Source organism: Ornithinimicrobium pulveris, from assembly GCF_050261105.1.
Classification (GTDB): Bacteria; Actinomycetota; Actinomycetes; order Actinomycetales; family Dermatophilaceae; genus Ornithinicoccus.
Genome location: NZ_CP189837.1, coordinates 2,785,417 through 2,798,617, shown reverse-complemented (window position 1 = coordinate 2,798,617; position 13,201 = coordinate 2,785,417). Strand labels below are relative to the sequence as shown.

Sequence of the window (13,201 nt, the reverse complement as noted above, 5' to 3'; positions counted from 1 at the left end):
TTGATCTCAGGGTCCGTAGGAGTGTGGGTCGGCCCCGCTCGCTTCGCCCGTCAGGTGCTCGGCGTGAGAGAGTGCCTCGGTGAGCAGGCGCCGGATGTGCGAGCTGGTGGCTCGGTAGTAGATAAAGGTGCCCTCGCGTCGACTCTCCACGAGGCCGGCGAGCCGTAGCTTGGTGAGGTGCTGGCTGATCGCCGGTGCAGCGGTGCCGGTGAGTCGGCACAGTGTCGAGACGTTCATCTCCCCCTGCAGCAGGATCCACAGCACTTTGAGTCGGGTCGGGTCGGCCACCATCCGGAAGGTGTCGACGGCGAGTTGTGCGTGCTCGTCCGTGGGGACTGAGGTCTTGCTCAGCGAAGGCATGGAACAACTCTATATTTTGCTAGTTTCGCGATTACGCAAGTATGCTTGCAGGTGTGAATTGGCCAGCGGAGTTGTGAGATGGATACCTACAGGTGAGCGGCGAACCGGGGCGCGCGCTAGTCGATCGCCGACGGCTGGCGGGGTTGGACGCTGCGCGTGGAGCCGCCGTTTTGGGGATGATCCTGGTCAACGTGGGGCCTATCGAGCCGGAGAACATCTGGCAGCGTGTCTATCTCCTCCCCTTCGGTCGGGCGTCGGTGCTCTTCGTCGTCATTGCCGGCGTGGGAATGGGCTTTCTGCTGAGGAATCGAGGAGGTCGGCGGATGTGGTCGGCGCTCCTGTGGCGTATCACGCTGCTGATGTCGCTCGGTCTTGTCCTGCAGACTCTGACCACCCGAGTGAGCGTGATTCTGCAGACCTACGCCATCCTGTTCCTCCTCGCGCCCCTGCTCAATCGACTGAATCCGAGGCTTTTGCTCGGCGGCGGTCTGGTGATCCTTCTCTTGGGGCCGGCTTGGATCGTCCACCACGACGTGCAGGAACCGTGGGTGCACGGCCAGGGGGGTGTGAGTCTCACTACTCCGCCGCTTGAAGCCCTCCATTCCCTGCTGCTCAGTGGCCCGTACCCCTTGGTGAGTTGGGTCGTGCCGTTCGTCGCTGGACTCTTGTTATCCAGGATCGACCTGACCGATGCACGTGTCCGACGAGCCTTGATGGCCTGGGGGGCTGCTCTGGCGGTCCTCGCCTTCGTGGTGGCCGACCTCATGTATGAAGTGCTCGGGGAAGAGGCCGACAGTGGGTATGGCCGACTTCTCACTGGAGTCGGTCACGGGCAAATGCCGCTGTGGATCATCTCAAGCACAGCGGGCGCGGCTTTCCTCATAGCCGCCTGCGAGACGATCGTGCGTCGGGCCCCCTCAGCGCTGAAGTGGCTGGAGGACGCTGGGAAGCTCGCCTTCACCATCTATGTTGTCCACGTGCTGGTGCTGGCGGTCATCAAGCCGGCAGACGGCTTCAGCTTCACCCAGGGTGTCGTGACGACCATGGTCCTCACTTCCGCTTCGGTGGTGCTTGCGGCTCTTTGGGCTCGCACGGGGAGGGCGGGTCCCCTGGAATGGTTGCTGCGCAGGCACTGGCTCCAAGGTCCGACACCCGATCGCCCCGTCACCGCCAACTCAACAATCGACAGGACCCCATGATCCGCCGCAAGAGATCTGTGCTGATTTTCCCTGCCGCCCTTCTTGGCTGCGTCTTGGCTGCCTGTTCAGGGCAGCCTGTGCCTGTGCCGAGACCACCTGGCGCCAGCCCCGCGCTCGAAGGTTCCTCCGCGTCGGATCGGGCCCAACCTCCTGAGTCTGCGTCCGAGGATGCGGAACCGGCGGAGTCCGCTCTTGGTGCCTGGGGAGTCAGCTCCGGCCATCCGCTCGCCTCCGAGGCGGGAGAGGCGATGCTCCGGGACGGCGGTAACGCGGCCGACGCTGCCATCGCCGCAGCCTTTGCCGATGCAGTTCTGCAGCCAGCCTCGTCGGGGATCGGGGGTGGAGGGGCCACCATCGTCGTGGCTGATGGCCAGCGGCTTCACTACGACTACCGGGAGTATGTCGGGGTCTCCGGGGTCGTCCCGGAAGATGGGGTCGGGGTTCCAGGGTTCGTCGCGGGGATGATGCAACTCCACGACGAGCATGGTTCCCTGCCTTGGGATGATCTGCTCACTCCTGCTATCGAACTCGCAGAGGAGGGGGTGCATGTGACGCGATATCTCGCGTCAGCCATCGACACTCCGCGCGGGGAGCAGGCGATTGCAGATCTGGCGCACTTCCATCGCAGTGACGGTGCGCCTCTCCGCGAGGGTGATCTCCTGGTTCAGGCAGAGCTTGCCCAGACCATGCGCGATATCGCTGCCGACCCGACGAGCATCTACACGGGTGAGCTTGCTGAGCACCTGACGCAGATTCCTGGTCTGGACAGGGAAACACTCAGTTCCTATGAGGTGGACGTGTCAGACCCCGCCTCTGGGCAAGTTGGCGAGTACACGATGCTCTCCGGCGCTCCACCGCTCCCAGGTGCTGCCATCATCCAGATGATCCAGATTGCAGAGGCTGCTGGCATCGGGGACATTGATCCGGACTCGGCAGAATTTGTGGATCTGCAGACTCAGGCCTGGAGGATCGCCGACGGGTCGGTGCAGCGGTTCTTCGGCGACCCCAAGTACGTGGATGTGCCGGTCGATCGCCTTACTGACGATGAGCTGAACGCCGAACTTGCCGATCAGCTCCCAGGAGCACAGGCGGTGTCGAAGTCGTCGGCGGCGGAGAAGTCCTATGACGGTGCGGCGAACACGACTCACATCTCGGTGATCGATGCCGATGGTCTGGCCATCTCGATGACCAACACCATCACCAACTATTGGGGAAGCGGGCGTTACGTCGATGGGTACTTCCTCAACGATCAGTTGAGACGCTTCTTCGACATCGGAGTGACCGATGCCAATACCCCCCAGCCCGGACGGCGCTCGGTCACCTGGAGTTCACCGTCGATGCTGCTCGACGGACAGGGGCGACCAGCGCTCATCGTGGGCACACCCGGAGGACGACAGATTCCCAATACCACCGCGAACGTGGTGACCCGTTGGGCTCTGCACGGGCAGACTCTCGACGAGGCTGTCCCCGCTGAACGGTTCATTCTGACTCAGGGGATTCTCTGGCTGGAGTCCGGACGGCTCCTGGACCAGCTGATAGCCCGGGGGTATGACGCGCGCGTTCTTGCGCCTGAGCGAATCCCGAACCTTGGGTCGGTCCAAGCTTTGGATGTGGACTGGGACGGCAGGGTGGTTCACTCGTTCGCGGACAAGCGCCGCTCTGCTGGCTTTGTCGTGGGGGACGAGGCAGAACTCGGGCTTGAAGACTGACAGAGTCCCGCTGAGTGGTGGGCTTTGAGGTGATGCTCGTTGCCTACCGGTCGCCTTCTTGGAGGGCGACGGTTCCAGTATGGCTGGTGGGGTAGAGCTTGGCCATGGAGGCTTCGGAGAGGTAGCGGCGGTCGTCGACCTGCCACTCGTCGTGGGTGTCGGTCAGGACGGCGCCGATGAGGCGGATGACGGCGGCCTCGTTGGGGAAGATGCCCACGACGCGGGCACGTCGCTTGATCTCCTTGTTCAGCCGCTCGAGGGGGTTGGTGGACCAGATCTTGCGCCAGTGCTCCCTGGGGAAGGCCGCGAACGCGAGGACCTCGGACTTCGCACCGTCCATCAGCGGGCCGGTCTTGGGGTACCGGGCGGCGAGGTCGTCACGGACCTTGTCCCACTGCCGGGACATTGAGGCCAGGTCGGGTTGGGCGAAGATGGTGCGGAACACCGCGGCGACCATCTCGGTCTCGGCCTTGGGCACGTGCGCCAGGACGTTGCCGATGTTGTGGACCCGGCAGCGTTGGTGGCCCGAGCCCTGGAACACCCGCCTCAGCGCGGCGACGAGGCCGGCGTGCTGGTCGGAGATCACCAGCTGCACGCCCGTGAGGCCGCGCTTCTTCAGCCCGGTCAGGAAGGCGCGCCAGAAGACCTCGTCCTCGCTGTCGCCGACGTCCAGGCCGAGGATCTCGCGGCGGCCGTGCTCGGTGACGCCGGTGGCGATCACCACGGCCTTGGACACGACCATCGCGGCCTCGGTGCGCACGTGCAGGTACGTCGCGTCGAGGTAGACGTAGGGGAAGCGGGCGTGGTCCAGGCGGCGGGTGCGGAACGCCCCGACCGCCTCGTCCAGCCGGGCGCAGATCCTCGACACCTCGCTCTTGGAGATCCCGGTGCCGCCCAGGGCGACCACCAGGTCATCGACCGAGCGGGTCGAGACGCCGTGGACGTAGGCCTCCATCACCACCGCGTACAGCGCCTGGTCGATCCGGCGGCGCGGCTCCAGGATGCTCGGGAAGAAGCTGCCGGTGCGCAGCTTGGGCAGCGCGACCGTGACGTCCCCGCCCTTGGTCGTCAACAGCTTCGGGCGGGTGCCGTTGCGCTCCGTCACCCGCCCGGGCGTGCGTTCGTAGCGGGCGGCGCCGATGGCCTCGGTGGCCTCGGCCTCGATGAGCTCCTGCAGGACCATGCGCACGGACTCGCGCACAAGGTCCACGCCGTCACCGGCGCGAAGTGCGTCCAGCAGGTCGGACACGGCAGACTGGGGAAGGGTCATCGGTGAGATCTCCTCTGGTGAGTGCTTGGCGGTACACACCGAGCATCTCGCCGATGACCCCTCTACGTCACAGGGCCACACCCGCTCCCCAAACCCCACCACTCCAGGGGACTCTTACTGAAGACTGAGGTATCCAGGTCAGGCGGACTTGATCGCGGAGATCTCGAACTCGAGGGTGACGTTCTCTGAGACGAGCACGCCTCCGGTTTCTAGAGCGGCGTTCCAGGTGAGGCCGAAGTCCTTGCGGTTGACCACGACCGAGCCCTCGAAGCCGATGCGCTCGTTGCCGAACGGGTCGGTCGCGGCGCCGAAGTAGTCGAAGTCGACGGTGACGGGGCGGGTGACGTCCTTGATGGTCAGGTCGCCGGTCACGCGGAGAGTGTTCTCGCCGACGGCCTCGACTTCGGTGGAGCGGAAGGTGATGGTCGGGTAGTGCTCGACATCGAAGAAGTCGCCAGAGCGCAGGTGGCCGTCGCGGTCGCCCGAGCGGGTGTCGATGGACGCCGCCTGGATGGTCAGGTCGATCGCGGCGTCAGTGAGGTCGGGGCGCGTGGTCGCCTGGCCCTCGATCTCGTTGAAGGAGCCGCGGACCTTGGTGATCATCGCGTGGCGGGTGGAGAAGCCGATGCGAGAGTGCGACGGGTCGATCGCGTAGGTGCCGTTGAGTTCGTTCAGGGTGGCCATGGCCGATCCTCTCATGAAGTAGGTGATACGTCATGAACACTACGCCCGGCTCGGTGACGTGTCAAGCAAAGTGGTAGTCTGGGCGCCATGAGCCAGTCCGAGACCCCGTGGCTCGATGAGCGGGAGATGCAGGTGTGGCGCCGCTGGTTGCGTGTCCAGACCGAGTTGCCCGCTGCCCTGTCGCGGGCACTGCACGCCGATGGCACTGATCTGTCGCTGCAGGACTTCGAGACGTTGGTGCGATTGTCCGAGACGCCGGAGGGTCGGCTGCGGATCTCGGTGTTGGCCGAGCAGATGCACTGGGAACGCTCGCGTCTTTCCCACCACCTGCGCCGCATGGCGGGCCGTCAGTTGGTGTGCAAGCAGGACTGCACCGACGATGGCCGGGGTGCCTTCGTGTCTATCACCGACGCCGGGCAGGACGCCCTCGCAGGCGCGGCGCCCGGTCACGTGCGGGCTGTGCGGGAGTACTTCCTCGACGGCGTGGACGCAGACGAGCTGGCGGCTCTGGACCGTGTGCTCGAGCGGATTCTGGAGCGCACTGCTGCGGAATAGCCGCCGTTGGCATCGCTGTGGGAGGTGACGGCAGGCCTCAGACTCGCGTAAACGGTGGACCTTCGCAGGTACTTCTCAAACCCCAGGAAGCCGATCAAGACGCTGATTCGGCGTGTTCTCAAGGGAACGAAGGCCCACAACTTTCGACCCCAGTCTACTCAGTTGAGCGATGAGCGTGGTCCGGTGCGTGAGAAATCGCGTCAGTCTCAAACCCGTTTGAGTGCCTCGATTCGTGCTGAGGTGCTGGAGGGGTACGTGACGGGGACACCTGTGCGGGTGCTTGCTCGGAGGTACGGGGTGCATCGTTCGACTGTTCGTGAGATCGCACGTCGAGCAGGTGTTCAACCGCGACGGAAGGCACCGACCGAGGAAGTGCAGGCAGAAGCCGCGCGGCTCTACACGAAGGGGCTGACCCTTGCGCAGGTCAGCAAGAGTCTCGGGATCAGCGACGAGTCAGTCCGCGCAGCAGTGCTTGGCGCTGGTGGGACCATCCGATCACCTGGTCGTCGCGCAAGTTGCAATCAGAGGCTAGCCCCTAAGCCTGCCAGGACATCATCTGCGAACCATAGTTCGACCTCGGAGAGTTGATTACGGACGGTACTGTTCCTCGCCAAGGTGATGAACGAGTCAAGTGTTTCGTTCAGCGAACCACCCATGCGCATCCCAAATCCCGTAAAGCGGAGCGTGATTGGGAGAGGCAGTCCATACTCGTCTAGGTCAAGCACCCCCGGAGGCAAGAACAGCCCTTCGACTTGCGACAGGTAGTATTCGTAGTTGGCGACAGGCTCAGAAAAGTCACGAGCAACGTCATTGTAGATACGCTGGGCCACCTTCAACATTGCGGGTACATGGAAGCCCATCCAGTTGCGTTGAAAGAAGAGGACGTTGGAAACCACGTCGCTGAGGTCCTCGTTGGGAAACTTGAAGTCCTTCTCGATGGCCGAGAGCCACCTGGCCAACGGGGAGAGCCCTGAGGCCCTGGAACTGTCAGAGGAGATCATCAGCGTCCAGCAGGCTGAGATCGACCAGATGGAAGACCTGCTGGAGAAAGTGTAGGACCCTGATGACTGAGCACCAGCACGGGCACCACGACCACTCAGGCCACGGTCACGGCCCCGCCGTAGCGCACGCCCCCGAGGGAGGCCACGACCACTCTGAGCCTCATCATGGGCATGCGATGCACCCCACAGGAGAGGCCACCCAAGAGAACGCGGCCCACGGCCACGACCAGCATCAGCATGATCACTCCGCGCATGCCGGGCATGGCCACAGCGGACACGGGGGCCATGGTGATCACGTCGGGCAGTTCCGCCGGCTGTTCTGGATCATGCTGGCCCTGGCGGTGCCGGTGGTGGGGTTCAACGAGATGTTCGCCCACCTGGTCGGCTACCACCTACCAGAAGCCGACTGGGTCTGGTGGGTCTCCCCGATCCTGGGCACAGTGATCTATGCCTGGGGCGGCTGGCCATTCCTCACCGGGGCGGTCTCAGAGATCCGCTCAGGCAAGCCGGGGATGATGCTTCTGATTGGGCTGGCCATCACAGTGGCGTTCATCGCTTCCTGGGGTGCCAGTCTGCACCTGCTGGATCACGAGCTGAACTTCTGGTGGGAGCTGGCCCTACTGGTGGTGATCATGCTGCTGGGTCACTGGATCGAGATGCGATCCTTGGCCCGGACCAGTTCAGCTCTGGATTCGCTGGCCGCGTTGCTGCCGGATGAAGCGGAGAAAGTCACCGACCACGGGGTGGAGAAGGTCTCCCCGGCGCAGCTGGCCCTCGATGATGTGGTGATCGTCCGCCCCGGTGCCTCTGTGCCTGCTGATGGGCAGGTGATTGAGGGCTCGGCGAGTATGGATGAGTCGATGGTCACCGGGGAGTCCAAGCCTGTCCGTCGTGACGAAGGCGATCACGTCGTGGCCGGAACAGTGGCCACTGACTCCGGTATCCGGGTACGGATTACCGCCACCGGAGACGATACCGCCTTGGCCGGTATTCAACGTCTGGTCGCTGATGCCCAAGCCTCATCCTCCCGGGCTCAGCGGATCGCTGATACAGCAGCCGGATGGCTGTTCTGGTTCGCCCTGGTCGCCGCACTGATCACTGCGGCGGCCTGGGCCGTGCTGGGAATGCCTGATGCTGCTGTGGTGCGGACCATCACCGTGCTGGTGATCGCCTGCCCGCACGCCCTGGGTCTGGCGATCCCGCTGGTGGTCTCCATCGCCACCGAACGCGCCGCACGCGGGGGCGTGCTTATCAAGGACCGCCTAGCCCTGGAATCGATGCGCACCGTAGACGCAGTGCTCTTCGACAAGACCGGCACACTGACCAAGGGAGAACCCACCGTCACCGGGGTCGAGCCCACCCAGGGGTATACCGGCGACGAGGTCCTGGCTCTGGCCGCAGCGGCCGAAACCGACAGTGAGCACCCGCTGGCCCGGGCCATCATCGGCGCAGCATCCCACCGCAGCCTGGAGGTCCCCGCGGCCAAGGACTTCTCATCCTCACCAGCTGTAGGGGTCCGCGCCACCGTCAATGGCACCGTGATTCAGGTCGGTGGCCCCTACATGCTCCGCGAGCAGCACCAAGATGAGCTGTCCATCGCAGAGCAATGGAGGAACGAAGGCGCGATCATCCTTCACGTCCTGGTCGATGGGGAGGTCGTCGGTGCCCTGCGCCTGGCCGATGAGATACGTCCTGAATCCCACGCCACGGTCGAAGCTCTCCACGCCGTGGGTGCCCAGGTGGTCATGATCACCGGGGACGCCCAAGCAGTCGCCGAGACCGTTGCCGCGGAACTGGGCATCGACCGGGTATTCGCCGGGGTCCGCCCCGAAGACAAGGCTGCCAAGGTCAAGGAACTTCAACAAGAGGGGCAGAAGGTGGCCATGGTCGGCGACGGCGTCAACGACGCCCCAGCCCTGGCCCAAGCCGATGTCGGTATTGCCATCGGTGCCGGAACTGATGTGGCCATCGGCTCTGCCGGGGTGATCCTGGCCAGCTCCGACCCACGCTCCGTGCTCTCGGTGATCGACCTGTCTCGCTCCAGCTACCGGAAGATGAAACAGAACCTCTGGTGGGCAGCCGGCTACAACCTCGTCTCCGTGCCCCTGGCCGCAGGAATCCTCGCCCCTATCGGATTTGTCCTGCCTATGAGCATCGGCGCGATCCTGATGTCAGCCTCCACTGTCGTCGTCGCGCTCAATGCCCAACTGCTGCGCCGCCTGGACCTGCGGCCAGAAGTTTCCACCCGAAACCTCACCACTTAGGAATCCCCTCATGTCCACCGAAGCACCTGTCCAACACGGCTGTATCAGTGACAAAGACCGCTACCTCGCACGGCTGAAACGCATTGAAGGTCAAGCGCGAGGTATCCACCGCATGGTCGAAGAAGATTGAATCGCCCCGGAGTTCGTGGAGTGGCACATGGGACTTGAATGCGGATGGGTCACCGAACCCGCGTATGGCCTGACCGACAATCAGCAGCTCACGATCCTCGGTAACGGCGTCCTTCCACTTCAGGCCGCGTCCGCTCCAAGCATTGTTGAATGTGTGAGGTGCTTGAGTAGGACTGTGTGTGTCCGGGTAGGCGCTTTCCGCAGGCGGTAGCGCTATCCGGGGCAGTGGGTGGTCGACCGCAGCCTGGACTATCGTCGGAAGAGCCGGGAAAGCAGGGTACCCATTGCGGGTTTCGCCTCCTCCTGTTCGTGGCCGGAGCACCATTGGCGGCTCGGCACGGTGCGTTTGACATCCGCGATGTGCTGGCCACAACCAGCCCAGGTGGTCTTGCCGCAGGTCCTGCATTTCACGGGTCGGCACATGATCTGCCTTCTTTCTCGGAGTGTTTGGTGGGGGTAGGAACTACACGTTCTTGCTCCGCTCGAGGACGATCGCTCTCGGTTGACTCGTCTAGGCGTGACGCTCGGGCGGCGCCGGTTCACCCCAGCCGCGGCCCCACTGCCCACGACGGTTTCCGTCATCGCCCGGGACCTGACGCGCCCTTGCCCTCGGAGAGGATCGAAGCCCGGACCGCGTCCATGTCCAGGTTGCGGATGCTGGTGATGACCTCATCGAGCTGGGCGGCTCGGAGTGCGCCCGGTTGGGAGAAGACCAAGATGCCGTCTCGGAATCCCATCAGGGTGGGGATGGAGGTGATCTGGGCCGCGGCGGCTAGGGATGGTTGGGTCTCGGTGTCGACCTTCGCGAAGAGAATGTTGGCGTGCTCGGTGGATGCGGCTTCGAAGATGGGGGCGAAGCTGCGGCAGGGTCCGCACCAGGTTGCCCAGAAGTCGACCAGGACGATGGGGCGGTCAGCGATGGTCGCTGAGAAGGCGTCTTCGGTGAGGTCGATGGTGGTCATATCGGCTTTGTCTCCAGACTCTGGTGGGGAACTCAGGATTGGGGTGTGAGTGGGTTCATGGGTTGGTCGTGTCGCGTCTCAAACTTCTTGGCAGACCGGTTATGAGGGCATGATCGGCGTGACCGAGGAGGAGATGGCCTATGGGTCGACCACCTGTGATCCCGGCGGAGAAGAAGACCAGGATCGTGCTGAGTGTCCTGGCGGGCGAGATGAGCATCGCCGAAGCGGCGCGCAAGGAGAAGGTCTCCGAGCAGTCGATCGGCCGCTGGAAGGCTGAGTTCCTGGAGGCGGGACGAACCGCGCTGGCCTCGGGCCGGACCGGTCCCTCGACCCGGGAGGAGCAGCTGGAGGCGGAGATCGCCGAGCTGACCACCGCATTGGGTGAGGCCCATCTTGAGGCGCGGGTGTGGAAGAAGAGCGCTGAGGGCCGCCTGGGCCCTTCGAGGACCTCGAGGTAATCCGTACCGAGGCGGGGATGCCGACCACGAGGTTCTGCGCACTGGTCGGCATCCCCGAACGGACCTACCGTCGCTGGCAGGCCCACGCCCGCGCCGGGCGCCCCGCCAAGGGGCCCTGGCCGCAGCCGGCCCGCGAGGCATCCCGGGAGGTGATCACTGGCCTGGCGGCCAAGCACGCCGCGTGGGGCCACCGCAAGATCTGGGCCATGGCCCGCCACGGCGGCCACCGGGTGTCGATGTCGACCACGGCGCGAATCCTGGACGACGCCGGGTTGTTGCTGAAGGCGGACTACCAGCGGGAACGTCGTGACCTGGCCCAGCAGCGCAAGGCCGCGTTCGCCAAGACCCCGACAGGTCCGAACATGGTCTGGCAGTTCGACTTCTCCGAGTACGAGACCGCCAAGGGCGGGACCTGGCGAGTCGCGGGGATCGCGGACTACTGGTCCAAGTACGAGTTCGGGTGGCACTGGTCACCGACCGCGAACAAGCACGACGCGGTCGCCGCGGTCGAGCTCGCGCTGGCGGAGGCGGCCTCGATGCTGCCTGAGGGGCTGGACCTGCTGGAGTACCTCACCGACCCCGTCACCGGGGAGGTCGTGCCCATCACGTTGGTGACCGACAACGGTGGCCCGTTCCGCTCAGCCACCTTCGCGGCCCTGATCGAGAACACCCCAGAGCTGGACCATGTCCGCACCCGGGTCAGGACTCCTGGGCAGAACGGGGTGCGCGAGCGGGCGTTCCAGTCGCTGAAGTACGAGCGGCTTTACAGGGAGCAGATCGACGACATCCACGACCTGGTCGAGCACGGAGAGGACTTCCGCGCCGAGTTCAACACCGTCCGGCCCCACGAAGCACTCTCCTGGAACCGGCCCCGGGACGTGCACCTGGGCCTGGCCGACCCCGGCACACCCAACTTTCCCGAGGGCGAAAACCTGCCACTTCCTTGACACGGGACAGTCGGCCGGTTCGTGGCGAAGCGGCAGTCGATGGCGGTGAGGCGGCAGACCAGGATGGTGGCTGTCGCCAGCACAGCGAGGGCGGCCACCACGATTGCTCCGGCCGGGGGTAGTTCGATGGCTAGAATCAGCGCGCCGGTGATCAGGACGAAGACGCCGAAGGCTTTCTGGAGAGCTTGGGCAGGCACATGTCCTGAGAGGCGCGCACCGACCAGCGCTCCCACGATGGCCACGGCGGTGACCCCGGCGACGAGGGGCCAGTCGAGGGTCACGGTCGTCAGGTAGCCGGCCAGACCGGCGAAGGACTTCATGGCGATCACCAGCAGGGAGGTGCCCACGGCGACAGGCATGCTCAGACCGCCCAGCAGCACCAGTGCCGGGACGATGAGGAATCCGCCGCCGGCTCCGACGATGCCGGTGACGAATCCAACGATGACGCCGTCAAGGATCGTGCGCAGGACTGGCAGGTTGTGCTTTGCTTCTGCCGCCGGCCGATCAGCCTTGCCTCTAGCCTTCTTGGTGATCATCGCGACGGAGGTGGCGATCATCATCAGGGCGAAGGCCACCATCAAGACCGTGGCGGGCAGGCGCCCCCCGAGGAGCCCGCCCAGAAAGGCTCCCCCCATCCCAGCGGCGCCGAAGATCAGTCCGGTGCGCCAGCGGACACGTTTGTGACGCGTGTGAACGATCAGGCTGGACAGCGATGTGACTCCGACCACCAGCAGCGACGCGGCGATTGCCTCGCGTGCTGGCATCCCGGCGACGTAGGTCAGCAGTGGGACGGTGAGGATCGAGCCACCTCCGCCCAGTGTGCCCAGCGCCAGCCCGACAACTGCGGCCAGCACGAGGGTGAGGATCAGGGTCCCGCTCATGCGCACACTCCGCGCGGTCTGGCCGGTATCGCGGTGCGAGTACCGGCCAGACCTGAGGGTGAGTAGACCTCGACCAAGAGCGTCACAGCTCCGTGGTGGCGACGGGGATGGATCGGATGGCCTCCTGGGCAGTGGGGCTGGCCTGGACCTTGTTCCACGGCATGCGTGAAAGGACTCGGCCCATGAGGCAGGAGTCGGTCAATGCCGCCACCACGAGACCGGCGCTGATGGCGATGGCGAGGAACCGGGTGCCAGGCCACACGAATTCGGCGAGCAGCAGGCTGATGAGGATGATCGATCCGGCCGTGAACCGCACCTGTCGTTCGATGCCCCACCGGGGTGTGCCGCGGACCACTTGGCCACCGGCGGCTTCGAAGGCCGGCACCCCGCCGGTCAGGACGGTGGCAGTCGTTACGCCCGCGGCGGTGAGGCGTTGCTGGGCTTGGGTCGCGCGGTTTCCCGACTGGCACACCAGTACCGCCCGGTGGCCGAGTCGGTCGGCCAGTTCTGAGACGTGCTCGGTCAGCAACGTCAGGGGGACGTTGTAAGAGCCGTGGATGTGCAGTGCCTCGAACTCGGCCGGGGACCGGACGTCGATGATGGTGAGGTCGTCGTGAAGCTCGCGCCACTGGGCGAGTTGCTCGGCGGAGATTGTCGTGAGTTCAGCGGGATGCTCGTTCATAAGGGCTTCTTTCGAGTCAGGATGTCGGGCGTGGGCGGGAAGGTTCGGTTACATGGCCGCTGTCATAACCCGGCGTGGCTCGCGCGCTCGGGTTGGGGAT

13 protein-coding genes and 2 pseudogenes are annotated in these 13,201 nt (G+C 64.9%); 8 read left to right on the top strand and 7 right to left on the bottom strand.

Annotation, left to right across the window (positions count from 1 at the left end):
• Nucleotides 1-6: 6 nt before the first annotated feature.
• Entirely contained in the window at nucleotides 7-360 is a 354-nt protein-coding gene (locus tag ACQBAT_RS13155; protein WP_420747312.1) for an ArsR/SmtB family transcription factor, read from the bottom strand.
• Between the two features lie 176 nt (nucleotides 361-536).
• Here ACQBAT_RS13155 and ACQBAT_RS13150 point away from each other — a divergent pair, with 176 nt between their 5' ends.
• Nucleotides 537-1,559 (top strand): acyltransferase family protein, encoded by a 1,023-nt coding sequence (locus ACQBAT_RS13150; RefSeq protein WP_427197702.1) that lies wholly within the window; start codon nucleotides 537-539, stop codon nucleotides 1,557-1,559.
• A gap of 248 nt (nucleotides 1,560-1,807) precedes the next feature.
• Nucleotides 1,808-3,268, top strand: coding sequence for a gamma-glutamyltransferase (locus ACQBAT_RS13145; RefSeq protein WP_420747310.1), 1,461 nt, complete (start codon nucleotides 1,808-1,810; stop codon nucleotides 3,266-3,268).
• A 43-nt stretch (nucleotides 3,269-3,311) separates the two neighbouring features.
• On the opposite strand, the gene ACQBAT_RS13140 is transcribed toward ACQBAT_RS13145, so the two are convergent.
• Nucleotides 3,312-4,538 carry an IS256 family transposase gene (locus ACQBAT_RS13140; RefSeq protein ID WP_427197701.1) on the bottom strand — a complete coding sequence of 409 codons (1,227 nt, stop codon included), beginning with the start codon at nucleotides 4,536-4,538 and terminating at the stop codon, nucleotides 3,312-3,314.
• 138 nt (nucleotides 4,539-4,676) lie between these two features.
• A complete protein-coding gene (locus tag ACQBAT_RS13135) occupies nucleotides 4,677-5,222 on the bottom strand; it encodes a YceI family protein (protein WP_420748828.1) in 546 nt (181 codons plus the stop codon).
• 87 nt (nucleotides 5,223-5,309) lie between these two features.
• Here ACQBAT_RS13135 and ACQBAT_RS13130 point away from each other — a divergent pair, with 87 nt between their 5' ends.
• On the top strand, nucleotides 5,310-5,777 hold the full coding sequence (locus ACQBAT_RS13130; RefSeq protein ID WP_420748827.1) for a MarR family winged helix-turn-helix transcriptional regulator: 468 nt from the start codon (nucleotides 5,310-5,312) through the stop codon (nucleotides 5,775-5,777).
• 521 nt (nucleotides 5,778-6,298) lie between these two features.
• On the opposite strand, the gene ACQBAT_RS13125 is transcribed toward ACQBAT_RS13130, so the two are convergent.
• The gene (locus tag ACQBAT_RS13125) at nucleotides 6,299-6,778 is read right to left on the bottom strand and encodes a hypothetical protein (RefSeq protein ID WP_420748830.1); all 480 of its coding nucleotides are present in this window, start codon (nucleotides 6,776-6,778) and stop codon (nucleotides 6,299-6,301) included.
• Between ACQBAT_RS13125 and ACQBAT_RS13120 the strand changes: the two genes are divergently transcribed.
• From ACQBAT_RS13120 to ACQBAT_RS13110, 3 genes and pseudogenes are all read left to right on the top strand, one after another.
• The gene (locus ACQBAT_RS13120; protein WP_420748829.1) at nucleotides 6,729-6,833 is read left to right on the top strand and encodes a hypothetical protein; all 105 of its coding nucleotides are present in this window, start codon (nucleotides 6,729-6,731) and stop codon (nucleotides 6,831-6,833) included. The two genes, ACQBAT_RS13125 and ACQBAT_RS13120, sit on opposite strands and share 50 nt — an antisense overlap.
• 7 nt (nucleotides 6,834-6,840) lie before the next feature.
• A complete protein-coding gene (locus tag ACQBAT_RS13115; protein WP_420748826.1) occupies nucleotides 6,841-9,042 on the top strand; it encodes a heavy metal translocating P-type ATPase in 2,202 nt (733 codons plus the stop codon).
• Nucleotides 9,043-9,052: 10 nt separating this feature from the next.
• Nucleotides 9,053-9,169 (top strand): annotated as a pseudogene (locus ACQBAT_RS13110) (metal-sensing transcriptional repressor); the annotation flags it as partial.
• A 580-nt stretch (nucleotides 9,170-9,749) separates the two neighbouring features.
• Here ACQBAT_RS13110 and ACQBAT_RS13105 read toward each other — a convergent pair.
• Nucleotides 9,750-10,133 (bottom strand): thioredoxin family protein, encoded by a 384-nt coding sequence (locus ACQBAT_RS13105; protein WP_420748825.1) that lies wholly within the window; start codon nucleotides 10,131-10,133, stop codon nucleotides 9,750-9,752.
• Nucleotides 10,134-10,273: 140 nt separating this feature from the next.
• Here ACQBAT_RS13105 and ACQBAT_RS13100 point away from each other — a divergent pair, with 140 nt between their 5' ends.
• Together ACQBAT_RS13100 and ACQBAT_RS13095 are read left to right on the top strand one after the other, a co-directional pair.
• Entirely contained in the window at nucleotides 10,274-10,591 is a 318-nt protein-coding gene (locus ACQBAT_RS13100) for a helix-turn-helix domain-containing protein (protein WP_075813249.1), read from the top strand.
• Between the two features lie 17 nt (nucleotides 10,592-10,608).
• Nucleotides 10,609-11,538, top strand: coding sequence for a transposase (locus ACQBAT_RS13095; protein WP_420748807.1), 930 nt, complete (start codon nucleotides 10,609-10,611; stop codon nucleotides 11,536-11,538).
• A gap of 200 nt (nucleotides 11,539-11,738) precedes the next feature.
• Here ACQBAT_RS13095 and ACQBAT_RS13090 read toward each other — a convergent pair.
• Nucleotides 11,739-12,419 (bottom strand): annotated as a pseudogene (locus ACQBAT_RS13090) (sulfite exporter TauE/SafE family protein); the annotation flags it as partial.
• An 82-nt stretch (nucleotides 12,420-12,501) separates the two neighbouring features.
• Entirely contained in the window at nucleotides 12,502-13,101 is a 600-nt protein-coding gene (locus ACQBAT_RS13085; protein ID WP_420748808.1) for a rhodanese-like domain-containing protein, read from the bottom strand.
• Nucleotides 13,102-13,201 lie beyond the last annotated feature (100 nt).